This is a genomic window from Streptomyces sp. BHT-5-2 (assembly GCF_019774615.1).
In the GTDB taxonomy this organism is placed as follows: domain Bacteria; phylum Actinomycetota; class Actinomycetes; order Streptomycetales; family Streptomycetaceae; genus Streptomyces.
This window is the reverse complement of the sequence record NZ_CP081497.1, coordinates 2,740,886-2,763,415: the sequence shown is the minus strand read 5'-3', so window position 1 is coordinate 2,763,415 and position 22,530 is coordinate 2,740,886. Positions and strand designations below refer to the sequence as shown.

Genomic DNA, 22,530 nt, shown 5'->3' with positions numbered 1-22,530 from the left:
GGTGCTTCAGCGGCGGGCCGCCCGGTGTTCCCGGCGGGCCCGCCGTGCGATCGGCATGAACCGCAGCCGCTCCGGCAGGACCGGCATCACCAGCCGCACCACCAGCCCCAGGTGGCGCAGGCGGCGCTCCTGGACGTCGGTCCAGGGAAGGCCGATGGCACGCCGGGCGTCCGGCGGCATCAGCCCGATGGTGACGAACCGTCGGAAGCGGGCGAAGCCCGGCTTGAGCACCGGCCAGGCCAGCCGCAGCGGCAGCAGCACCCACCAGGGGCCGCGGTCCGGGGCCGGCAGCGGCTGGTCGGTGGCGGTCAGCTCACGCACCACCGCCGTCTCCTCGATCTCGGTGTCGAGGACCTTGCGGTAATAGGGCCAGAACTCCTCGATGGTCTGCGGCATGTCCCGGTCGTGGATGCCGAGGATCCGGCCGACCTGGAGCCACTCCGCGTAGAGCTGCCGCTCCTGCGCCGGGGTGAACGGGCGGCCGAGGTAGCGCCGAGCGTGCCGGAAGACGGGGTAGCCGGTGGCGTGCACCCAGGCGTAGTAGGCGGGGGTGAGCGCGTGGTACTTCCGGCCGTAGGCGTCGGTGCCCTGGATGGCGCGGTGCAGCTTCCGCAGCCGCCGGCCCTCCTCGGCGGCCTCCGCCCCGCCGTAGACCCACAGCTGGAGCGAGGCCAGTGAGCGTTCGCCGCGGCCCCAGGGGTCGGTGCGGAAGACCGAGTGGTCGTCCACGCCCGCGCCCACGGCGGGGTGCGCCACCTGCATCGTCAGCGCGGCGGGCAGGGTCAGCAGGGATCTGATGTCCCCGACCAGCGACCAGAGCACGCCACCGGGCGGCGGGGGTGCGGGGTCCGTGCATTTCGGGGGTGTTTGTACCGTACTCATACGCCTACTCATCATACGGCTGCCCCCAGGGGACGGCGGGTACGCGGGTCGGTGCCGGGGCGGTGGGTGTTCCAGTAGGCCAGGAACAGCGCCGGGGCGATCCGCAGCGGTGGCGGCACCGGCGCCATCAGGCAGCGCACCACCCCCGGTGCGGAAGGTGGAGTGGTCGGTCACGCCAGCGCCGACGACCGGGTGCGCGTCCAGCTCGGCATCCGTGACGTCCGTCCCTGCCACCCCGCCTCCGCCCGCTTCGCCTCGCTCGCCGTGCGCCGTGCCCGGCGCAGATGTCCCGCCAGATAGCCGCGCATCGCGAGGAACGACGGCCCGCTCTCCAGCGTCAGATACGGCAGCATCGTCTCCGGCTCCAACCGCATCAGCCCCCCCCGATCGGCGGATGCCCCCGGACCAGCCGCAGGAGGGCGGCGAACCCCTCCACCATCCGCTCCTCCATCGTCGGCAGCCCGGCCACCGCCGCGTCCACCTCCGCGACGAACCGCCGGTACTCCCGCAGCAGCACCCGCTGCGCCAACTCGTCCTTGTTGCCGACCCGTCGATACACCGTCACCCGTGAGACACCGGCGCGTTCGGCCACGTCGTCGACGGTGGACCGGCGCAGCCCGAACGTCGTGAACTGCTCCCGCGCCGCGTCCAGGATCCGGTCGGTCAGCGCCCCGCCGGCCTGCGGCGCACTGCCCGACACCGGTTCCACCAGGTGCCGTTCGTCCCCCAACGGCCTTCCTCACCCCGACCGCCCGGCGCCACCGGCACACTCCACCGGCAACAGAGACACCAACCGAATCACTTTGTAACGGCGCCGAGCGTGAACAGGGACAGCGGCAGGCCCTCGCCTCCACGGACGCGTCGTCAAGCGCTTTGCGCTGTCAATCTCCTGCCCACCAGGAGGTTACCTGGAAGTAACCCCAGCTGGTTTGATGTGCGGCGTCGGTTCACACCCAACGCCCCCACCTCCACAGGGAGTTTCCGTGCCGCATTCCGCGCTGCGCACATCCCGGGTCGCCGCGATCGCCGCGGCCCTCGCCGCCACGCTGGCCGTCGCGTCCCCCACCGCATCAGCCGCGGCCCCGTCGGCCGCGAGCGCGCCCCGGCTCAAGGTGCTCACCTACAACACCTTCCTCATGAGCAAGAACCTCTACCCCAACTGGGGCCAGGACCACCGGGCACAGGCCATCGCGTCCGCGGACTTCTTCCACGGCAACGACGTCGTCGTGCTCCAGGAAGCCTTCGACAACTCCTCCTCGGACGCGCTGAAGGCACGGGCCGCAGCGGAGTACCCGCACCAGACGCCGGTGGTCGGCCGCAGCCGCAGCGGCTGGGACGCCACCGGCGGCGCCTACTCGGCCGTCACCCCAGAGGACGGCGGGGTGACGCTGCTGAGCAAGTGGCCGGTACTGCGCAAGGAGCAGTACATCTACAAGGACGCCTGCGGCTCGGACTCGTTCTCCAACAAGGGCTTCGTCTACGCGGTGCTGGACGTCGACGGCACCAGGGTGCACGTGGTCGGCACCCACACCCAGTCCACCGACTCGGGCTGCAAGGCCGGTGAGGCGGCCGCCGACCGTGCCGCGCAGCTCAAGGAGTTGGACGCCTTCCTGGACGCCGAGAACATCCCGGCGGACGAGGAGGTCATGGTCGCCGGCGACATGAACATCGACTCCCACGGCAGCGAGTACGACGCCCTGCTGGCCAACGCCGACCTGGCCCCCGCGGACGGCCGCACCGGCCACCCGTACTCCTTCGACACCCAGGAGAACTCGATCGCCAAGTACCGCTACCCGGACGATCCCCGCGAGGACCTGGACTATGTGCTGTTCCGCAACGGCCATGCCCGGCCGACCGGTTGGCGGAACACCGTGGTCAAGGAGGAGTCGGCGCCCTGGACCGTCTCCAGCTGGGGCAAGAGCTACACCTACAGCGACCTCTCCGACCACTACCCGGTGATCGGCGGCTGAGCCCACCCCGGAGCCCGGCCCGTCGTGGACGCACGAGGGCGGCCGCGGTGACCCTCCGGTCCTCCGCGGCCGCCCTGCGGCGTGTGGGCGGGGCGCCCTCGCGTGGTTACTCGGCCTGTTCGGCGAGTTCGCGTTCGGCGGCGATCCGGCGGACCCGGCCGCGGACCGCGTACCAGCCGCCGACCAGCGCCGCGGCGAGGACCGGGATCAGCAGCACGGTCTGCCGGCCGACGCCGTCGTCGAACCACATCAGCACGATGACGCCGAGCAGGAACACGATGGTGGCGATGTCGGTGACCGGGGTGCCCGGCAGGCGGAAGCGCGGCCGCTCCAGCAGTCCCTCCTTGGCGCGGCGGACGAACACCATGTGACAGACCATGATCGTGCACCAGGTGCTGATGATGCCCAGCGCCGCGATGTTGATCACGATCTCGAACGCCTTGCCCGGCAGCCAGTAGTTGAGCCCGACGCCGAGCACACACACCGTGGAGGTGAGCATGATGCCGCCGTAGGGCACCTGGTTGCGGTTCATCCGCCCGGCGAACTTCGGTGCGGAGCCCGCCATCGACATCGAGCGCAGGATGCGGCCGGTGGAGTACAGCCCGGAGTTCAGGCTGGACATCGCCGCGGTGAGCACGACGAGGTTCATCACGTCGCCGGCGTGCGGGATGCCGACGTGGGACAGCACGGTGACGAAGGGGCTCTCGTTGGCGCTGAACATGTTCCACGGCAGCAGCATCGCGAGCAGGATCACCGAGCCGACGTAGAAGATGCCGACCCGCCACATGATCGAGTTCACGGCCTTGGGCACGACCTTGTGCGGCTCGCTGGTCTCACCCGCGGTGACGCCGACCAGTTCGACGGCGGAGTAGGCGAACACGACGCCCTGGAGCACGATCACCACGGGCAGCAGACCGGTCGGGAAGATGCCGCCGTGGTCGGTGATCAGGTTCAGGCCCGGGGTGTGCCCGTCGACGGGGTGGTGAGTGGCCAGCAGGAAGATCCCGATGAACATGAAGACGACCAGCGCCGCGACCTTGATGATCGCGAACCAGAACTCCATCTCACCGAAGATCTTCACCGAGATCAGGTTGATCGAGAGCACCACCGCCAGCGCGATCAGCGCCATGACCCACTGCGGGATGCTGGTGAACATGCTCCAGTAGTGGGTGTACAGGGCGATCGCGGTGATGTCGGCGATGCCGGTCGTCGACCAGTTGACGACGTACATCCAGCCCGCGACGTAGGCGCCCTTCTCCCCCAGGAACTCCCGGGCGTAGGAGACGAACGAGCCGGACGACGGGCGGTGCACCACGAGTTCGCCGAGGGCCCGGACGACGAAGAAGGCGAACAGACCGCAGACCGCGTAGGCGACGGCCAGAGCGGGTCCGGCGGAGTGCAGTCGGCCGCCGGCGCCGAGGAAGAGGCCGGTGCCGATCGCGCCGCCGATGGCGATCATGTTGATGTGCCGGCCCTTGAGGCCCTTGCTGTAACCGGCGTCGCCCGCGTCCTGCCGGATCCCGCTCCCCCCGTCCGATGGCCGCTGGGCTTCATCCACGACGGTTTCTGTGCTCACTACTGGTATCTCACTTTCGGAGCGCTTGAACATGACCGGCACCGCGGATTGCGCGAACGGTCAGTCGCACACCATCCACGAGTTACGGCCCCCCGTCTGTGTGCGAGATCACATGGCGTACATTCGCTCTAGGATTTGTCCATATTTGTGGCGAATAACACGGCGACGAAGCTTCAGCGACGGCGTTAGTTCGCCACTTTCCGGCCGCCATTCCTCGCCCAACAACGAAAATCGCTTGACCTGTTCTGTGCGATTCAGCCGGGAATTCGCCTCCGCCACACCCCGCTCGACCTCCGCGCGGACGGCCGGATGGCGGGCCAGTTCCGGCAGGCTCCCCGCGATCCCGTGCCGGGCCGCCCAGGCCGGGGCCAGCTCCGGATCCAGCACCAGCAGCGCCACCAGATACGACCGGCCGTCGCCGTGCACCAGCGCCTGTCCGACGAGGGGATGCTCCTTGAGGGCGTTCTCGACCAGCGCGGGCGAGACGTTCTTGCCGGTCGAGGTCACGATCATTTCCTTCTTGCGGTCGGTCAGCCACAGGAAGCCGTCGCCGTCGATCCGGCCGATGTCGCCGGTGCGGAACCAGCCGTCCGCGCCGGTGGCCGGCTCCACCGTCCCGTCCGCCCGGAGGTACCCCGCGCACACCGTCCGGCCGCGCACCTCGATCTCGCCGTCGGCGGCCGTGCGCACCTCCAGCCCGGCGAGCGGCCGGCCCACCGAGCCCAGCCGGAAGCCCTCGGGCCCGTTGGCCGTGGCCACCCCCGCCGTCTCGGTGAGGCCCCACGCATCCATGATCACGATGCCGAAGCCGGCCCAGAACCGCACCACCTCCGGGGGCATCGGCGCGGAGGCGCTCGCCGTCCACACCAGCCGGTCGAAGCCGGCCGCCGCCAGCAGCAGCGGGTCCAGCACCCGCGCCTTGGCCCTCGCGTACGCGGCCGCCAGCTCGGCGGACGGCCGCTCCCCGCGCTCCCGGCACGCGACATGCGCCCGGGCCGTCTCCGCTGCCGCCGCCACGGCCGCCCGCCGCTCGGCCGGCAGCTCCGCCAGCGCCGCCTGTACCGTCGCCGCCAGCTTCTCCCACACCCGCGGCACCCCGAAGAACTGCGCCGGCCGCAGCTCGCGGGCGGTCGGCGCGACCTGTGCCGGATCCGCGCAGAGATGGACGTGCGCGGCCCGGAAGACCGGCAGGTAGAGGCCCAGCATCCGCTCGGCGATGTGCGCGAACGGCAGGTAGCACAGGTGCGCGGCGTGGTCCGGCAGCTCGACGACGCCGTCCAGGGCCACCGCGTTCAGCAGCACCTGGCGGTGGGTGAGCACCACTCCCTTGGGGTCGCCGGTCGTGCCGGAGGTGTAGACGACGGTCAGGGTGTCGTCGGCGTCGCCCCGTCGCCAGGCCGCCTCGAACGCCACCGGGTCGTACGCCTCGGCGCCGCGGGCCGCCACCGCGGCGAAGCTCTCGCACCGGCCGGCCGCCCCGGGGGCCGCGGCCGGCGGCCCGTCCGCGGGCTCAACCACCACCAGCCGCTCCAGCCGGCCCGCCGGGTCGTCGAGCAGCGGCTCCCATTGGGCCCGCTCCCGCGGCCCCTCGACCACGGCCAGACGGGCCCGGCTGTGCCGGACGACATGGGCGATCTGGCCCGGGGCGGCGGTGCCGTAGACGGTGACGGGCACCGCGCCCAGGTGCACCAGGGCGAGGTCGCCGAACCAGTGCTCGGGGCGGTTGCCCATCATGAGCAGGACGATCTCCCCGCGCCGGACGCCGAGCGCCGCGAAGCCGGCGGCCAGCTCGGCGATCCGCCGGCGGGCCGCCGCCCAGCCGAGCGTCTGCCGGCCGCCGTCCGGCGCCCGCCAGGAGAGGGCCGGCCGTTCGCCGTGGTCCTCGGCGTTGCGCAACAGCAGGGCGGGCAGCGTGAGTTCGTCCGGTGCGGCGGGCATACGCAGGAGCGTGGTCATGGCGGCCTCCCGAGGTGTGGGCCTGATCTGCGGACCGTACGGAGGACCCAGGCCCTGCGCGGCGGGGGCCTGGCTGCGCGCTGAGCGGTGAAGAAGGTTTCACAGGACTGGTGAGACAGCAATACTGTTGAACATGATGGAGTCCGCCCCCGGCCTGACCGTCGACGAACTCGCCGCCCGAGCGGGCGTCACGGTCCGCACGATCCGCTTCTACAGCACCCGCGGTCTGCTGCCGCCGCCCGAGATCGGCCCGCGCCGAGTGGGCCGCTACGGGCCGGACCACCTCTCGCGGCTCGCGCTCATCGAGGAACTCCAGCACCAGGGGCTGACGCTGTCCGCCATCGAACGCTATCTGGCGCAGCTGCCGCCCGATCTCAGCGCCCAGGACCTGGCCATCCACCGTGCCCTGGTGGCGAGCTGGATCCCGGACCAGGCGGAGGACGCCACCCGGAAGCAGCTGGAGCGGCGGGTCGGCCGGGAGCTGACCGAGGAGGACCTCGACCGGCTGGCGGCGATGAACGTCCTGGTGCGGACCGAGGATCCGGAGGTCTTCCGGGTCGATCCCGGGCTGCTGCACCTGGGGACGCGGCTGCTCGACGTGCCGATCGCGCTGGAGACGATCCTCGCGGCGCGCACCGTCGTCATCGAGCACACCCGCTCGGCGGCCCGTGAGCTCAGCCGGCTCTTCAAGGACGAGGTATGGGGGCCCTACCGGGACGGCGGACCGGACGCGGAGGAGATGGCGCGGATGAAGTCGCTGTCGGCGCATATGCAGCCGATGGTGGTCCAGGCACTGGTCACCGCCTTCCAGCGATCGATGAAGGAGGAGCTGCGGGAGTGGCTCGGCAGGGGCGAACCCGGCGGCCGGGCGGAACGCGCGGGCCACGGCGAGGAGGCCGGCCCGCGCGAGCGGTGAGGGGAGCGGGCCATCGCGGCCCGCTCCCGCCCGCCCTGCTCAGTCGGCGAACTTCTCGCCGCGCTCGGCCTTTTCGACCAGCAGCGGCGAGGGCGCGAACCGGTCGCCGTAGGCTGCCTGGAGTTCCCGGGCACGGGCCACGAACCCGGGCAGGCCGACGAGTTCCTCCCGGCCCGGCCCGCCCCGATAGCCGTTGATGTACTGGAGCACGCCGCCGGTCCAGCCAGGGAAGCCGATGCCGAGGATGGAGCCGATGTTGGCGTCGGCGACGGAGGTCAGCACGCCCTCCTCCAGGCAGCGGACGGTGTCCAGCGCCTCGGAGAACAGCATCCGCTCCTGCATGTCGACGAACGGGACGGCGGCGCCCGTGCGCTGGAAGTGCTCGCGCAGCCCCGGCCACAGACCGGCCCGCTTGCCGTCCTCGCCGTACTCGTAGAAGCCGGCACCGCCGCTGCGTCCGGGGCGCCCGAACTCGTCCACCATGCGGTCGATGACGGCGTCGGCCGGGTGCGGCTCCCAGGTGCCGCCGGCCTCCTCGACGGCGCGCCGGGTCTCGTTGCGGATCTTGCGGGGCAGGGTGAGGGTCAGCTCGTCCATCAGGGAGAGCACCTTGGCCGGGTAGCCGGCCTGGGCTGCGGCCTGTTCGACCGAGACCGGGTCGAGGCCCTCGCCGATCATCGCGACGCCCTCGTTGATGAACTGGCCGATGACGCGGGAGGTGAAGAAGCCGCGCGAGTCGTTGACGACGATCGGGGTCTTCCTGATCTGGCGTACCAGGTCGAAGGCGCGGGCCAGCGCCTCGTCGCCGGTCCGCTCGCCCTTGATGATCTCCACCAGCGGCATCTTGTCGACCGGCGAGAAGAAGTGCAGGCCGATGAAGTCGGCGTCCCGCTCGACGCCTTCGGCCAGCAGCGTGATGGGGAGGGTGGAGGTGTTGGAGCACAGCAGCGCGTCGGGCGCGACGATGTGCTGGATCTCCTTGAACACCTTGTGCTTGAGGGCGACGTCCTCGAAGACCGCCTCGATGACCGCGTCGCAGCCGGCGAGGTCGGCGGGCTCGGCGGTGGGCGTGATCCGCGCCAGCAGTTCGTCCCGCTTGGCCTCCGTCGTCCGCCCCTTGGCCAGCGCCTTGGCGAGCAGCCCCGCGGAGTACTCCTTGCCGCGCTCGGCCGCCTCCGGGGTGACGTCCTTGAGGACGACCTCGATGCCCGCCCTGGCGCAGGCGTAGGCGATGCCGGCGCCCATCATGCCGGCGCCCAGGACGGCGACCTTCCGGACCGTGTGCGGTGCGATGCCCTTGGGGCGGTTTCTGCCTGCGTTGACGGCCTGGAGGTCGAAGAAGAACGCCTGGATCATGTTCTTGGAGACCTGGCCGGTGACCAGCTCGACGAAGTAGCGCGCCTCGATGGTCTGGGCGGTCTCGAAGTCGACCTGGGAGCCCTCGACGGCGGCGGCGAGGATGTTGCGCGGCGCCGGGTAGGGCGCGCCGTTGAGCTGCTTCTTGAGGTTGGCGGGGAACGCCGGGAGGTTGGCGGCGAACTTCGGGTGGGCCGGGGTGCCGCCGGGGATCTTGTAGCCCTTGACGTCCCAGGGCTGCTGGGACTCGGGGTGGGCGTCGATGAACTCCCGGGCCCTGGTGAGGAGTTCCTCGGGGGTCCCGGCGACCTCGTGGATCAGTCCGTTGTCCTTGGCGCGGGTGGCGTTGTACTGGGTGCCCTGGAGGAGGACCTTCAGCAGTGCGTCGGTGATGCCCAGCAGCCGGACGGTGCGGGTGACGCCGCCGGCGGCGGGCAGCAGGCCGAGGGTGACCTCGGGCAGGCCGATCTTGGTGGCGGGGGTGTCCAGGGCGACGCGGTGGTGGCAGGCCAGGGCGATCTCGTAACCGCCGCCCAGCGCCGCGCCGTTGATCGCGGCGACGACCGGCTTGCCGAGCGTCTCGATCCGGCGCAGGTCGCGCTTGATGCCGTTGCCCGCCTCGAACGCCTGCTGCGCCTGGTCGGGGGTGACGGCGATCAGGTCGTGCAGGTCGCCGCCGGCGAAGAAGGTCTTCTTGGCGGAGGTGAAGATGATGCCGCGGATGTCGTCCTTCTCGGCCTCCAGGCGGTCGGCGACCGCGCTGAGGGACGCCTTGAAGGCGCTGTTCATGGTGTTGGCGGACTGATCGGGGTCGTCCAGGACCAGGGTGACGATGCCGGTCTCGTCCTGTTCCCAGCGGATGGTGGTGGATTCACTCATGGTCGGTACTCCGTAGTGGGGTGGGACGAGGGGTCAGAGGCGCTCGACGACGGTGGCGACGCCCATGCCGCCGCCGACGCAGAGGGTGGCCAGGCCGTAGCGCTTGTCCTGGCGCTCCAGTTCGTCGACGAGGGTGCCGAGGATCATCGCGCCGGTGGCGCCGAGGGGGTGGCCCAGGGCGATGGCGCCGCCGTTGACGTTGACCTTGTCCAGGCTGAGGCCCATGTCCTTGACGAAGCGCAGGACGACCGCGGCGAACGCCTCGTTGATCTCGACCAGGTCGATGTCGTCGATGGTCAGCCCGGCCTTGGCCAGGGCCTTGCGGCTGGCAGGCGCGGGCCCGGTGAGCATGATCGTCGGCTCGGAGCCGGAGACCGCGGCGGAGACGATGCGGGCCCGCGGGGTCAGGCCGTGGCGCTCGCCGACCTCCTTGGAGCCGATGGCGACCAGTGCCGCGCCGTCCACGATGCCGGAGGAGTTGCCGGCGTGGTGGACGTGGTCGATCTTCTCGACCCAGTGGTACTTCTGCAGGGCGACCGCGTCGAAGCCGCCGGCGTCGCCGATCGCGGCGAAGGACGGCTTCAGGCCCGCCAGCGAGTCGGCGGTGGTGCCGGGGCGCAGATGCTCGTCGTGGTCGAGGACGACCAGGCCGTTGCGGTCCAGGACGGGGACGACGGAGCGCTCGAAGCGGGCGTCCTTCCATGCCGCGGCGGCCCGCTCCTGGGAGAGCGCGGCGTACTCGTCGACATCGTGGCGGGTGTAGCCCTCGATGGTGGCGATGAGGTCGGCGCTGATGCCCTGCGGGACGAAGCCGGTGTCGAAGTTGGTCATCGGGTCGGCGAACCAGGCACCGCCGTCGGAGGCCATCGGGACCCGCGACATCGACTCGACGCCGCCGGCCAGGACGAGGTCCTCCCAGCCGGAACGGACCTTGGCGGCGGCCATGTTGACGGCTTCGAGGCCGGAGGCACAGAAGCGGTTCTCCTGGACGCCGGCGACGGTGTCGGGCAGGCCGGCGGCGATCGCGGCGATCCGGGCGATGTCCGAGCCCTGGTCGCCGACCGGTCCGACGACGCCCAGCACGATGTCGTCGATCGCGGCCGGGTCCAGGTCGGGGAAGCGCCGCCGCACCTCGTGGATCAGGCCGACGACCAGGTCGATCGGCTTGGTGCCGTGCAGCGCGCCGTTGGCCTTGCCACGGCCGCGGGGGGTGCGGATCGCGTCGTACACGTACGCTTCGGTGCTCACTGAAAAGCCTTTCTGTCGGCCGGGGTCCGGGGACTGTCCCCGGTGAGGCGCAGTCGGGAGGGTTAGCCGAGCAGGGAGCGGCCGATGATCTCCTTCATGATCTCGGTCGTCCCTCCGTAGATGGTCTGGATGCGGCCGTCGGTGAAGGCTCGGGCGACGGGGTATTCGGTCATGTAGCCGTATCCGCCGTGGAGTTGGAGGCAGCGGTCGGCGACCCGCTTCTGCAGCTCGGTGGCCCACCACTTGGCCATGGAGGCGTGCACGGCGTCGAGGGTGCCCTCGGAGTGGTCGGCGATGCAGCGGTCGAGGAAGGTGCGGGTGACCGCGCACTCGGTGGCCATCTCGGCGATCTCGAACCGGATGTGCTGGAGCTTGGCGAGCGGCCGGCCGAACGCCTCGCGCTCCTTGACGTATCCGGTGGTGATCTCCAGCAGGTGCTCGGCGGCGGCTATCCCGGCGATTGCTATCGCCATCCGCTCCTGGGCGAGGTTGGTCATCAGGTGCACGAAGGCGCCGTTGAGCTCGCCGAGGAGGTTCTCCTTGGGAACCCGTACGTCGTTGAAGAACAGCTCGGCGGTGTCCTGGGACTTCTGGCCGATCTTGTCGAGGTTGCGGCCGCGTTCGAAGCCCTCCGCGCCGCGCTCGACGACCAGCAGGCTCAGGCCGTGCGCACCGCCCTCGGGGGTGGTCTTCGCGACGACGATGACGAGGTCGGCGAGGATGCCGTTGGAGATGAAGGTCTTGGAGCCGTTGAGGATCCAGTGGTCGCCGTGGTCCTCGGCGGTGGTGCGGATGCCTTGGAGGTCGGAGCCGGCACCGGGCTCGGTCATCGCGATGGCGGTGATGGTCTCGCCGCTGCAGAAGCCGGGCAGCCAGCGGCGCTTCTGCTCCTCGGTGGCGAGCGAGGTCAGGTAGGGGCCGATGATGTCGTTGTGCAGCCCGATGGCGAAGCCGGGGGTGCCGGCGCGGGTGAACTCCTCGGCCAGGACGGCGCTGTAGCGGAAGTCGGTGGTGCCTCCGCCGCCGTACTCCTCGGGCACGGCCAGGCCCAGGAGCCCCTGCCGGCCGGCGGCCCGCCAGGCGTCCCGGCTGACGATGCCGTCCTTCTCCCACTTGTCGTAGTGCGGCGTCACCTCCTTGGCGAGGAAGGTGCGCACCGTCTCGCGGAAGGCGTGGTGGTCCTCGGTGAAGATCTGGCGCTTCACTCTGCTGTCCCTTCGGGGATGTCCTGGGTGGTCGGCGGGCTGCTCCGCCGGGGCCCGGGGTGTCCCCCGGTGGGCGCTTCCTCTGCCCGGTCCCCTCAGAGCCAGTTCCTGACGGTCTCGACGAGCTTGACGGGATCGGGGCCTATGGGCTGGACGTTGAGCATCGTCACACCGGCCTCCCGGTACGCGGCGATCCTCTCCCGGACGTACCCTGCGGGCCCGCACAGCGACACCCGCTCGCAGAACTCGTCCGGCACCGCGGCCTCGGCCTCGCGTTTCCGGCCGGCGAGGTAGTGCTCCTGGATGGTGTGGGCGGCCTGTTCGTAGCCGTAGGTGACGGCGAGGTCGTGGTAGAAATTGCGGCCCCGGGCGCCCATGCCGCCGACGTAGAGCGCGATGGTCGAGCGGGCCAGGTCCCGGGCCGCGGCGGCGTCGTCCCCGATGGCGAGCAGGCCGCCGGCGACGGTCCGCAGGGGGCCGAGCGCGGGGTCGCGGCGGGCGGTGCCCTCGGCCAGCGGACCGCCCCAGACGTCGGCGGCCCGCTCCGGGACGAACAGGGCGGGCAGCCAGCCGTCGGCGAGTTCGGCGGTCATCTGGACGTTGGCCGGTCCGAGGGCCGCGACGTAGACCGGGATCGAGGGGCGCACCGGGCGGGAGAGGATCTTCAGCGGCTTGCCGAACCGGCCGCCCTTCTCCGGGGGCAGCGGCATGTCGGTGATGCCGTGGTGGTCGATCACCTCGCGGCGCCAGATGCGGCGGCACAGCTCGATGGTCTCGCGGGTGCGGGCCAGCGGTCGGTCGTACGGCGTGCCGTGCCAGCCCTCGACGACCTGTGGGCCGGAGGCGCCCAGGCCGAGCAGGGCGCGGCCGCCGGAGAGGGCGTCGAGTCCGGCGGCGGTCTGGGCGATCAGGGCGGGGGTGCGGGAGTAGACGTTGAGGATCGCCGAGCCGATCCGGGCGCGCTCGGTGCGGGCGGCCAGGAAGCCCATGATGGTCGGTGCGTCGAAGCCGTATGCCTCGGCGACCCAGATGACGTCCATTCCGGCGCGTTCGAGCGCGGCGGCCTCCTCGGCGGCGCGGCGCGGATCGGCCGCGTAGGGAAGGGTGGTGGAGAGCTCCATCAGTGGGCCGCCTCCGTCCGCTCCAGGCTGGGGACGCGCCAGTCGCGGGCGACCTCTTCGGTGTCCGCTCCTGGCTGGGCGGGGGGTCTGCGGAGCGTCCCCGGGGTGGCCGAGAAGCGGGGTGCGGGCGCGGGCTGGGTGAGGCCGGCGTGCTCGGCGAAGGTGCCGCGGGCGGCCAGATGCGGGTGCCCGGGTGCCTCGCGCAGCGAGAGCACCGGCGCCACACAGGCGTCGGACGCCTCGAAGACGGCGGTCCACTCCGCCCGCGTGCGGGTCCGGAAGCGGGCGGCGATGGCGGTGCGGAGCTCGCCCCAGGCGGCGAGGTCGTCCCGGCCGGGGACCTCGTCCTCGATGCCGAGCAGGCGGATGAACTCGGCGTAGAACCTCTGCTCCAGCGCGCCGACGGCCATGTAGCCGCCGTCGGCCGTCTCATAGGTGCCGTAGAACGGCGTGCCGCCGTCGAGCAGATTGGCACCGCGCCGGTCCTGCCAGCCGCCGGCTGCCAGCATGCCGTGGATCATCGCCGTCAGATGGGCCGTGCCGTCGACGATCGCGGCGTCCACGACCTGGCCCGCCCCGCCGTCGGTGCGGGCGTGCTGGAGGGCCGCGAGCACACCGATGACGAGGTAGAGCGAGCCGCCTGCGTAGTCGCCCAGCAGATTGGCGGGGACGGCGGGCGGGCCGTCGGGCGGGCCGATCATGCCGAGGGCGCCGGTGATGGCGATATAGGCGATGTCGTGGCCGGCGGTGGCGGAGAGCGGGCCCTGCTGTCCCCAGCCGGTCATCCGGCCGTAGACCAGGCGGGGGTTGCGCGCCAGGCAGGGCTCGGGGCCGACGCCCAGTCGCTCGGCCACCCCCGGGCGGTACCCCTCGATCAGGACGTCGGCGCGCTCGGCCAGATCGAGGACCTGTGCCACGCCGGCGGGTTGCTTGAGATCCACCAGCACCGAGCGCTTGTTGCGGTTGGTGAGGTCGGCGGCCGGGTCGATGCGGAGTCCGGCGCCGCCGGGGCGGTCGACGCGGACGACGTCGGCGCCGAGGTCCGCGAGCAGCATGGCCGCGAACGGGCCGGGGCCGATGCCGGCGAGCTCCACCACCCGCACCCCGCTGAGCGGGCCGTTCCCTGACTGCGTCATCGCGCCCCATGCCTTCCGCACTGTGACACTTCTGATGTAACACTCGCGATGTTAAGAACGTGTTCCACTTTCCACAAGCCCCCCATGCCAAGTGGCCGTCAACGAACAAGGCCCGCGCCGACGATGCTCAACTGCCATCGCCGCCACGGGCCTTCGCGCGCCTGCTGCCGCCGCGCCGCTATCCCCCGCCGAGCCGGTCGATGAGCAGTCCGGCGGCTATCCCGCGCCCGGGCGCGCAGGCCCTCGCCCGCGCCCCTGCCGTCCCGCGCGCTGCCGCCTTTGCCATGCCGTCCTCCACGTCCGCTCCCCTGTCCCGCACCGCCTGCGATGCCACCGGCGAGCTGCGCGTATGTCCGCGCCACCCATCGCCCTCAACGCTAACCGCGACCACTGACAACGGCCCGCGGAGCGCCGCACGCCGGGCCGGCGGAGGGACAATGCCGCCATGTCTCATCTCGCTGCGGCACTGTTCGACATACACGCCGGTCAGGGGCTGCGTCAGTTCGCCGAGCTGGCCATAGCCCTGCTGCTCTCCTCACTCATCGGACTGGAACGCGAGGCCCGGCAGAAAAGCGCCGGACTGCGCACCCACACCCTCGTCGGGGTGGGCAGCGCCCTGTTCATGGAAGTGTCGATCCACGGCTTCGGCGCGCTGCTGGGCACCGACGGCGTGGCGTTGGACCCGTCGCGGGTCGCCGCGCAGGTCGTCTCCGGCATCGGCTTCATCGGCGGTGGCCTGATCTTCGTGCGGAAGGACGCGGTTCGGGGCCTGACGACGGCCGCGACCATCTGGCTGACCTGCGCCATCGGTATGGCCTGCGGCGGCGGGCTGCCGCTGCTCGGAATGGGTGCGACCGCGGCGCACTTCCTGATCGTGCGGGGCTTCTCCATGGTGTCGGAGCGGATCCCCTCGGGGCCCTCCTTCGACCAGGTCGAACTGCGCCTGACCTACCAGGCGCAACACGGGCTGCTGGGCCGGATGTTGGAGCTGTGCACGGGCAGTGGGTTCCGGGTCACCGACGTCCAGGTGGAGACGGGCGCGGACGAGGCCCGGACGGCGGCCGAGGCGCTGCTCCGTCTGGAGGGCAGCGGATCGGCGCACCCTCTGGTGGAGGCCCTGACGGAGATGGAGGGCGTCCGCGGGGTCACCCTGGGGCGGCACGGCGACAGCACCGAGTGACCCGGGCTGCGGCCACATCCGTCTCTGCGCAGTACGTCCGCCTTCCCTCCTGTGTGCGCTGCCCGTTTCCTCCCCGCCTCCAGCCGGTCACTGTGTCGCCCCCGCCGATGCGTCCCCTCGCGCGGCATCCGCCCCACCCTCCGCGTCGGCCCCGCGCTGCGGGCCCGACACCAGCTGGTCGCCGGGTACCTGACGGCTCACCAGCCGTGCCAGCCGCCGCGGGACGTCGCCGCCCACCAGGACGACGACCAGGAGCGTCAGCCCGAAGGTGAGGACCGCCAGCGCCCGCCCCAGGGGCATACCGCGGGCGAGCTGTGCCCCGAGGACCGGTGCCACCGCGCCGCCCAGTGCCCCCACGTTGTAGACGAAGCCCAGCGACGCGGCGCGGGTCGCGGTCGGGAAGTGCCCCGCGATGTACTTGGGCAGGATCCCGGAGATGCCCTGCCCCAGCGCCAGCAGGACGAAGATCAGCGCCCCCAGCCCCACCAGACTCCCGCGCACCGCGAACACCGGGAACACAAACGCCAGCGAGGCCAGCAGGGTGTACGCATAGGCGCGCCGGGTGCCGAGCAGATCCCCGGTGAACCCGGCCAGCCAGCAGCCGGCCATGGTGCCGAACCCCGCGAAGAACATCACGTCGCCGACCTGCCGGGGCGTGTATCCCAGATCGGACTTCAGGTAGGTGGGCAGCAGGGCCTGTACCGGCCAGCTGTAGAGGAACGCGCAGAACACCGTCGCCATCAGGGCGACGTACAGCAGCCGGCCGCCGCGGCCGCCCAGTTGGGCGGCGAAGGCGACCAGGCACAGCGCGGCGACCGTGGCCGCCCACGGCACGAACCCCGCGCCGAGCGGGGTGAAGGCACAGCACAGCGCGACGGACGCGACCACCGCGACCGCGCCGTTGACCAGGCGTCGAAGCCGGCCGCCGAACAGCGACCGGAACGGATTCGGGCGCTCCTCATGCCCCGCCCCGTTTCCTCCCCCGGCGGCCGCGATCTCGGCTTGCCAGTCCCCGGCTTCCGGTAGCGAGCGGCGCATCCACAGGGCGACCAGGACGGGCAGTAGCCCGAGCCGGAACATCCAGCGCCAGCCCCAGGCGGGCACCACCCAGGCGTACAGCTGGGCGGCGACGACCGTACCGGCCGCGTAACCGGAGATCAGGAATCCGGAGGCCCGGTTGCGCAGCCGACCCGGCCAGCTCTCCAGGACGTAGGTCACGCTGGTGCTGTACTCCCCCGCCATGCCGACCCCGATCACCAGTCGGGCGGCGAACAAACTGGTGTAGTCCCAGGCGAATCCGCAGGCGAAGGTGCCCAGGGAGTAGAGCAGGATGCTGGTGATCATGGCTGTTCTCCGGCCGTGCCGGTCGCCCAGCCCGCCCAGGAGCGCGCCGCCCAGCCAGCGGGTGACGAAGGCGGCGGATACGAGGGAGGCGGCGGTCGCGGTGTCCAGACGGAAGTCGTCGGCGACCTCGGTCAGCACCAACGTGATCAGCACGAAGTCGAAGCCGTCCAGGAGGTAGCCGAGCCAGGCGGCGGACAGCGCCTTCCACTGACGCGGGGCGACCTCGTGGTACCAGGCGCGGAGCGGCGCCCGGTCCGGGGTGTCCGCGGGATGCGTCATCGCAGGAACCGGCCTCCTCCGGCAGCCGCCCGGCCCACCCGTCACACTTACGCGGACGAACCGGACGTCGGACGTCCCCTCTCCTCGCTCGAATCTGGCGCCGCTCCCCCGCCGCGTCAAGACGGGACGCACGGGCCCACGTCCTGTCCGCCGCCAATGTCACCGCCCCACCCGTTCATTGACGTACCGTCGACGACTCCTTAGGGTCCTGACCCCGGACCAGAGAGGACGCAGATGCCACGGCAGCACACTTCAGGACGGGACCACGACCTCGTGCTGTACGGGGCGACCGGCTTCGCCGGCGCACTCACCGCGGAGTACCTGGCCCGGCACTCCCCCGAGGGCTGCCGATGGGCACTGGCCGGACGCAGCACGGCCAAACTGGAGCGGCTGCGCGACCGGCTGGCGGCCGTCGCCCCTGCCTGCGCGGACCTCCCGCTGCTGCGGGCCGACAGCGCCGACCCGGACTCGCTGCGCGCCCTCGCCGCCACCACCCGCGTCCTGGCCACCACGGTCGGGCCGTATCTGCTGCACGGCGAGCCGCTGGTCGCGGCCTGCGCCGAGGCCGGCACCGACTACCTGGACCTCACGGGCGAGCCGGAGTTCGTGGACCGGATGTACCTGCGCCACGACGCCACCGCCCGGGCCACCAGGGCACGGCTCGTCCACGCCTGCGGCTTCGACTCCGTCCCGTTCGACCTGGGGGTGCACTACACGGTGGGGCTGCTCCCCAAGGGGGACCCGGTGCGCATCGACGGCTTCGTGCGGACCAATGCCACGCTCTCCGGCGGGACGCTCGCCTCGGCGCTGACCGCGGTCTCCCGCCCGGCTGCCATGGCCCGGGCCGCCCGGGCCCGTCGACGGGCCGAACCACCGCTCACCGGCCGTACGGTGCGCGCCCCGTTCGGGCCGCCCGTCCGCAGCCGGGAGACCCGCACCTGGGGTGTGCCCCTGCCGACCCTGGACCCGCGCATCGTCGCCCGCTCCGCCGCCACCCTCGACCACTACGGGCCGGACTTCCGCTACCGCCACTACGCGGGGGTGCGCCGGCTGCCGACGGCGGTGGCCGGCGTCCTGGGAGCGGGAGCCCTGTCCGCGCTCGCCCAGGTTCCGCCCGCCCGTCGTTGGATGTCCGGTCGGCTGCAACCGGGCGAGGGGCCGAGTCGGCAGCGGCGGGCGCGGAGTTGGTTCGCGGTGCGGTTCGTGGCCTCGGGCGGCGGCACCCGCCTGGTCACCGAGGTCGCGGGCGGCGATCCCGGCTACGACGAGACCGCGAAGATGCTCGCCGAGGGCGCGCTGAGCCTGGCCTTCGACGACCTACCCGAGACCGCAGGCCAGGTGACGACGGCCGTGGCCATGGGGGACGCGCTGACCCGCCGCCTCCAGGACGCCGGGATCACCTTCCGGGTGGTCCGCGCCTAGGACCGCTTCTGCCGTCCGGCGCTCGGCATGTTCTGACGGCGGCCGTCAGGCGCTCGCCAGCGCCCTGCGGCACAGCGAGTCGGCGGCCCGGGTCGTCTCGGGAAGCCGGTACGCCGGCGCCAGACGGAGCGTGTGCGCACAGGCCCGGTCGAGGTCCACCCGATGGCCGACGGAGACGAAGACCGGTTTGACTCCGCTCCGGGTGCGCAGGGCACGTCCCACCTCCTCGGGCTCGCCGTCGGCCGGGCGGTCGTCCCACAGCGGTGCGGTGGCGCCGCGCTCCGGCCCGGGTGCCTCGTACCGGAAGGTGAAGGGGGTCTTGGCGACCCCGATGGTGGGCAGGCCGGTCAGTACTCCGAGGTGGCTGGCGAGGCCGAACCGCCGTGGATGGGCGAGCCCGTAGCCGTCGCAGACGACCAGGTCGGGTATCCGGGCGAGCCGGTCCAGCGCGTCGAGGACCGTGGGGATCTCCCGGAAGGCGAGCAGGCCGGGGACGTAGGGGAAGGAGACCGGGCCGACGGCGGTGGCCTCGTCGACGACTGCGAGCGTGCGGGCGTCGAGGGCGACGGCGGCCGCGGCGACCACGTCCCGCTCGTCGTCGTAGGCGACGTCCACGCCGACCACGGTGCCCTCGAAACCCGGCTCCGGGCCTGCCTCGTCGAGCCTCACGTGGACGCGCAGCCGGTCCTGTACGGCGCGGGCCGCGGCCTCGTCCGCCGGCCAGTGCCGCAGCTCGTCGGCGAGGGAGATGGTTCCGGAAGTGTCCATGGTGCCCGCAACGCTACCGAACCGCCGCACCGCACCGACGGCCGCATACCGGCCGCCGACGTCCGCCTCCCCTCCTCTATATTGCAGCCATGTTCGTACTGGAGCTGACCTACATCGCGCCCCTCGACCGTGTCGACGCCGCCCTTCCGGACCACGTGGCGTGGCTGGAGAAGGGGTACGCCGCCGGCCACTTCATCGCGTCCGGCCGGAAGAACCCGCGGGACGGGGGCGTGATCATCGCCGCCGGTGTCGACCGGGCGACCGTCGAGAAGCTCACGGCCGACGACCCGTTCGTCCGCGCCGGGGTCTGCGAGTACCGGATCACCGAGTTCACGGCGACCAAGACGGCACCGGCCCTGGTGGAGTACAAGGAGCAGCTCCCCTCCTGAGCCTTCGTCGCGTGCACGGCCCGGCCCCCCGGACTGATCCGGTGGGCCGGGCCGTGCGCTGCGCGCGCTCCTGCCGGCTCGGCGGGCGGGAGTTCGCCGAGAGGACCTAGGAGGGCGAGGCCGGGGACGCGGCCGAGTCACCCAGCGGGCCGGCGCCGATCGGGCCGGGGGTGCCCGTGGTGGGCCAACGGCCGCCGTTGGCCCAGTAGTCCTGAATCTCCTCCAGCTGGCGGCCCTTGGTCTCGGGGGCGGTGAACGCCGCGAACAGCAGGGCGGCGAGCGCGAGCACGCCCAGTCCGGCGAAGGTCGCGGCGGCACCGGCCCTGGCCATCAGCGACGGGAAGAACTGGGCGATCAGGAGGTTGGCGACCAGGTCTGCGGTGAGCATCACCGATGCCCCCGTGGAGCGCAGTTGGGCGGGGAACGCCTCGCTCGCGTAGACCCAGATCAGCGATCCGAAGCCGAAGTTGAAGGCGGCGGTGAACAGGAGGATCGCGACGAAGCCCACCCAGGTGGTGGTCCCCTGCAGCTTCCCCGCGCTGAAGACGACGGTCAGCACCGCGAGCATCGCCACCATCGTGCCGATCCCGGACAGCAGCACCAAACGGCGGCCGAGGCGGTCGATGATCAGGATCGCCAGCACGCTGGCGACGAGAGAGGCCAGTTCGACGAAGGACGGCAGCAGGAAGTTCTGGCCGTTGCCGGTGAAGCCCATCTCCTCGAAGATCTGCGGGCTGTAGTAGGTCACGGCGTTGATGCCGGTGATCTGGCAGAAGAAGCCGAGTCCGACCACGAAGAAGGTGGCGCGGGCGTACGGCTTGCGCAGCATTGAGCGCACCGAGCCCCCGCTCTCCTCGGCCAGCGCGGCGCGCACCGCGGCGACCTCGGCGTGCGGGTCGACGTCGGGGTCGGTCACCGCCATGACCTCGACGGCTCGTTCGGTACGCCCCTGGAGGACGTACCAGCGGGGGGTGTCCGGCAGGCGCAGCAGCGGGATCGTGACGAGCGCCGCGGGGAGCGCGGAGAGGCCGAGCATCCAGCGCCAGTGACCGCCGCCGGACAGGCCCCAGTTGACGAAGTAGGTGAGGACGATGCCCACGACGGTGGCCACCTGGTAGGCGGCGACGGAGGCGCCCCGGATCCGGGCGGGCGTCGATTCGGCGACGTACAGGGGCGCCGCCACGATCGAGATTCCGATGGCGACACCGAGCAGGAAGCGGACGGCGTCGAGCACTTCGACGTTGGGGGCGACGGCGGACAGCGCGACGAAGAGTGCATAGGAGCCGGCCACGATCAGCATCGCGATCCGGCGGCCCAGGGCGTCGGCGAGCTTGCCGCCGATCAGGGCGCCCAGGATCGAGCCGAACACCAGGATGCTGTTGACCAGCCCCTTTTCGGTCTCGGTGAGGCCGAAGTCCTTGCTGAGGAAGACCAGGGCGCCGGAGATGCTGCCGGTGTCGTAGCCGTAGATGACGCCGACGACGGCGCCGGTGAGGGCGAACCACCGGCCGGCGCGGCGCGGCGTCGGGAGCGAGGGGCGCGGTGCGGAGAGCGGGGCAGTGGACATGGGAAGTCCTTTGTGCGACGGAGCCTCATTGCTGCGTGACTGCGTGACGGGTACCGAGGCACCGCGCCCTCGGCCATGACCGGACCCATCGGGAGCCGGAGCCGCATGACCGATCTTGCGAATATCGGGCACCTTTCACGCAGATGTCAACAGTCACTTACCCGCTTTTCTCCTCGCGCTACGCCCACTTCACGCCACGGCCGCGATCCGTTCGCACCCAACACGCCACACACACCCTCGCCCGTCGTCACCCGCACGAGGGATGGAACGGATGCGCGAAAGTGCGTAGAGTCTGAACCAACGAAGCACAAAGTTGCAGACAAGGTGCATTCTCAGATCTCGAAGCAATCGATCGGCGACCTCGATCGCCGATCACGGACCACGGGAGGGTGTCCATGAGCGAGATGTCGTACATGGAGCAGGAGCTGCGCAGTCAGCCGGAGACATGGCGGGAGGCCGCGCGGATCGGCGCCACCGGCGGGCCGCTGCCCGAGGCAGGCCGGCGCGTGGCCGTCGTCGGCTGCGGGACGTCATGGTTCATGGCGCAGTCCTACGCGGCCCTGCGCGAAGGAGCGGGACTGGGCGTCACGGATCCTTTCCCGGCCTCGGAGGCGTTCCTCGGCGCCGACCGCGGCTATGACGCGGTGGTGGCGATCACCCGCTCGGGCACGACGACCGAGGTGCTGCGGGTACTGGAGGCGGTCAAGGGCCGGATCCCGACGGTGACGGTGCTCGGCGACACCGAGACGCCCGCAGTCGAGCTGTCCGACGAGACGGTGGCACTGCCGTTCGCCGACGAGCGGTCGGTGGTGCAGACCCGCTTCGCGACCACGGCGCTGACGCTGCTCCGCGCCCATCTGGGCGAGGACGTCGCACGGGCGGTGGCCGACGCCGAGGAGGCACTCGCGGCGCCGGTGGAGAAGGAGTGGGTGGACGCCGAGCAGTTCGCGTTCCTCGGCACCGGCTGGACGTACGGCCTGGCCAACGAGGCGGCCCTCAAGATGCGGGAGGCGTCACAGAGTTGGACGGAGTCCTATCCCGCGATGGAGTACCGCCACGGGCCCATCTCGATAGCGGCCCCCGGCAGGGTGACCTGGCTCTTCGGCCAGGCTCCGGAGGGGCTTGAGGCGGATGTGGCACGGACCGGAGCGCGTTTCGTGTCCCACGCCCGGGATCCGCTGGCCGACCTGGTGCTGGTCCAACGGGTCGCGCTGGAACGGGCACGCGCCCGGGGACTGGACCCGGACAATCCGCGCAGCCTGACCCGTTCGGTGATGCTCCGGGAAGCCGCCGTGTCCTAGGGCCGCTCCGGCGGACGACAGCGAACCGCCCACGG

Annotated in this window: 17 protein-coding genes and 1 pseudogene; 6 read left to right on the top strand and 12 right to left on the bottom strand. The window is 71.7% G+C overall.

The window, feature by feature from the left end:
* Positions 1–6 precede the first annotated feature (6 nt).
* A complete protein-coding gene (locus K2224_RS39930) occupies positions 7–882 on the bottom strand; it encodes an oxygenase MpaB family protein (protein WP_221911962.1) in 876 nt (291 codons plus the stop codon).
* Between the two features lie 266 nt (positions 883–1,148).
* Positions 1,149–1,591 (bottom strand): annotated as a pseudogene (locus K2224_RS39920) (TetR/AcrR family transcriptional regulator); the annotation flags it as partial.
* Between the two features lie 274 nt (positions 1,592–1,865).
* Between K2224_RS39920 and sph the strand changes: the two are divergent.
* On the top strand, positions 1,866–2,852 hold the full coding sequence (gene sph / locus K2224_RS39915) for a sphingomyelin phosphodiesterase (RefSeq protein WP_221911961.1): 987 nt from the start codon (positions 1,866–1,868) through the stop codon (positions 2,850–2,852).
* 106 nt (positions 2,853–2,958) lie between these two features.
* Here sph and K2224_RS39910 read toward each other — a convergent pair whose 3' ends face one another.
* Positions 2,959–4,410, bottom strand: coding sequence for an amino acid permease (locus tag K2224_RS39910; RefSeq protein ID WP_221912301.1), 1,452 nt, complete (start codon positions 4,408–4,410; stop codon positions 2,959–2,961).
* A gap of 126 nt (positions 4,411–4,536) precedes the next feature.
* Positions 4,537–6,384, bottom strand: coding sequence for a long-chain fatty acid--CoA ligase (locus K2224_RS39905; RefSeq protein ID WP_221911960.1), 1,848 nt, complete (start codon positions 6,382–6,384; stop codon positions 4,537–4,539).
* 133 nt (positions 6,385–6,517) lie between these two features.
* Between K2224_RS39905 and K2224_RS39900 the strand changes: the two genes are divergently transcribed.
* Positions 6,518–7,300, top strand: a complete 783-nt coding sequence (locus K2224_RS39900) for a MerR family transcriptional regulator (RefSeq protein ID WP_221911959.1) — start codon at positions 6,518–6,520, stop codon at positions 7,298–7,300.
* Positions 7,301–7,339: 39 nt separating this feature from the next.
* Here the strand turns inward: K2224_RS39900 and K2224_RS39895 are convergent, their stop codons facing one another.
* The 5 genes from K2224_RS39895 to K2224_RS39875 form a co-directional block, all read right to left on the bottom strand.
* Positions 7,340–9,535 (bottom strand): 3-hydroxyacyl-CoA dehydrogenase NAD-binding domain-containing protein, encoded by a 2,196-nt coding sequence (locus K2224_RS39895; protein WP_221911958.1) that lies wholly within the window; start codon positions 9,533–9,535, stop codon positions 7,340–7,342.
* A 33-nt stretch (positions 9,536–9,568) separates the two neighbouring features.
* Entirely contained in the window at positions 9,569–10,783 is a 1,215-nt protein-coding gene (locus tag K2224_RS39890) for an acetyl-CoA C-acetyltransferase (RefSeq protein ID WP_221911957.1), read from the bottom strand.
* 62 nt (positions 10,784–10,845) lie between these two features.
* Positions 10,846–11,988: an acyl-CoA dehydrogenase family protein gene (locus tag K2224_RS39885; RefSeq protein ID WP_221911956.1), complete on the bottom strand. Its 1,143-nt coding sequence runs from the start codon at positions 11,986–11,988 to the stop codon at positions 10,846–10,848.
* Between the two features lie 95 nt (positions 11,989–12,083).
* The gene (locus K2224_RS39880) at positions 12,084–13,109 is read right to left on the bottom strand and encodes an LLM class F420-dependent oxidoreductase (RefSeq protein ID WP_221911955.1); all 1,026 of its coding nucleotides are present in this window, start codon (positions 13,107–13,109) and stop codon (positions 12,084–12,086) included.
* A complete protein-coding gene (locus tag K2224_RS39875) occupies positions 13,109–14,245 on the bottom strand; it encodes a CaiB/BaiF CoA-transferase family protein (RefSeq protein ID WP_221911954.1) in 1,137 nt (378 codons plus the stop codon). The genes K2224_RS39880 and K2224_RS39875 overlap by 1 nt, the downstream gene beginning before the upstream one ends.
* 445 nt (positions 14,246–14,690) lie before the next feature.
* Here K2224_RS39875 and K2224_RS39870 point away from each other — a divergent pair, with 445 nt between their 5' ends.
* The gene (locus tag K2224_RS39870; protein WP_221911953.1) at positions 14,691–15,425 is read left to right on the top strand and encodes an MgtC/SapB family protein; all 735 of its coding nucleotides are present in this window, start codon (positions 14,691–14,693) and stop codon (positions 15,423–15,425) included.
* Between the two features lie 87 nt (positions 15,426–15,512).
* Here the strand turns inward: K2224_RS39870 and K2224_RS39865 are convergent, their stop codons facing one another.
* Positions 15,513–17,048 carry a sialate:H+ symport family MFS transporter gene (locus K2224_RS39865; RefSeq protein ID WP_221911952.1) on the bottom strand — a complete coding sequence of 512 codons (1,536 nt, stop codon included), beginning with the start codon at positions 17,046–17,048 and terminating at the stop codon, positions 15,513–15,515.
* Positions 17,049–17,282: 234 nt separating this feature from the next.
* Between K2224_RS39865 and K2224_RS39860 the strand changes: the two genes are divergently transcribed.
* Complete coding sequence (locus K2224_RS39860) at positions 17,283–18,470, top strand: trans-acting enoyl reductase family protein (protein WP_221911951.1); 1,188 nt, start codon at positions 17,283–17,285, stop codon at positions 18,468–18,470.
* 45 nt (positions 18,471–18,515) lie between these two features.
* On the opposite strand, the gene K2224_RS39855 is transcribed toward K2224_RS39860, so the two are convergent.
* Positions 18,516–19,238: an endonuclease V gene (locus tag K2224_RS39855; protein ID WP_221911950.1), complete on the bottom strand. Its 723-nt coding sequence runs from the start codon at positions 19,236–19,238 to the stop codon at positions 18,516–18,518.
* 89 nt (positions 19,239–19,327) lie between these two features.
* Here K2224_RS39855 and K2224_RS39850 point away from each other — a divergent pair, with 89 nt between their 5' ends.
* Positions 19,328–19,627 carry a YciI family protein gene (locus K2224_RS39850; protein WP_221911949.1) on the top strand — a complete coding sequence of 100 codons (300 nt, stop codon included), beginning with the start codon at positions 19,328–19,330 and terminating at the stop codon, positions 19,625–19,627.
* A 106-nt stretch (positions 19,628–19,733) separates the two neighbouring features.
* Here K2224_RS39850 and K2224_RS39845 read toward each other — a convergent pair whose 3' ends face one another.
* On the bottom strand, positions 19,734–21,194 hold the full coding sequence (locus K2224_RS39845; protein ID WP_221911948.1) for a sugar porter family MFS transporter: 1,461 nt from the start codon (positions 21,192–21,194) through the stop codon (positions 19,734–19,736).
* A 395-nt stretch (positions 21,195–21,589) separates the two neighbouring features.
* Here K2224_RS39845 and K2224_RS39840 point away from each other — a divergent pair, with 395 nt between their 5' ends.
* Positions 21,590–22,495 carry an SIS domain-containing protein gene (locus K2224_RS39840; RefSeq protein ID WP_221911947.1) on the top strand — a complete coding sequence of 302 codons (906 nt, stop codon included), beginning with the start codon at positions 21,590–21,592 and terminating at the stop codon, positions 22,493–22,495.
* Positions 22,496–22,530 lie beyond the last annotated feature (35 nt).

Coding starts and splice junctions, on each gene's coding strand:
- K2224_RS39865 (WP_221911952.1), bottom strand. CDS start 17,048: ATGACGCATCCCGCGGACACCCCGGACCGGGCGCCGCTCCGCGCCTGG.
- K2224_RS39860 (WP_221911951.1), top strand. CDS start 17,283: ATGCCACGGCAGCACACTTCAGGACGGGACCACGACCTCGTGCTGTAC.
- K2224_RS39930 (WP_221911962.1), bottom strand. CDS start 882: ATGAGTACGGTACAAACACCCCCGAAATGCACGGACCCCGCACCCCCG.
- K2224_RS39855 (WP_221911950.1), bottom strand. CDS start 19,238: ATGGACACTTCCGGAACCATCTCCCTCGCCGACGAGCTGCGGCACTGG.
- K2224_RS39880 (WP_221911955.1), bottom strand. CDS start 13,109: ATGGAGCTCTCCACCACCCTTCCCTACGCGGCCGATCCGCGCCGCGCC.
- K2224_RS39870 (WP_221911953.1), top strand. CDS start 14,691: ATGTCTCATCTCGCTGCGGCACTGTTCGACATACACGCCGGTCAGGGG.
- K2224_RS39875 (WP_221911954.1), bottom strand. CDS start 14,245: ATGACGCAGTCAGGGAACGGCCCGCTCAGCGGGGTGCGGGTGGTGGAG.
- K2224_RS39905 (WP_221911960.1), bottom strand. CDS start 6,384: ATGACCACGCTCCTGCGTATGCCCGCCGCACCGGACGAACTCACGCTG.
- K2224_RS39895 (WP_221911958.1), bottom strand. CDS start 9,535: ATGAGTGAATCCACCACCATCCGCTGGGAACAGGACGAGACCGGCATC.
- K2224_RS39840 (WP_221911947.1), top strand. CDS start 21,590: ATGAGCGAGATGTCGTACATGGAGCAGGAGCTGCGCAGTCAGCCGGAG.
- K2224_RS39845 (WP_221911948.1), bottom strand. CDS start 21,194: ATGTCCACTGCCCCGCTCTCCGCACCGCGCCCCTCGCTCCCGACGCCG.
- K2224_RS39850 (WP_221911949.1), top strand. CDS start 19,328: ATGTTCGTACTGGAGCTGACCTACATCGCGCCCCTCGACCGTGTCGAC.
- K2224_RS39900 (WP_221911959.1), top strand. CDS start 6,518: ATGATGGAGTCCGCCCCCGGCCTGACCGTCGACGAACTCGCCGCCCGA.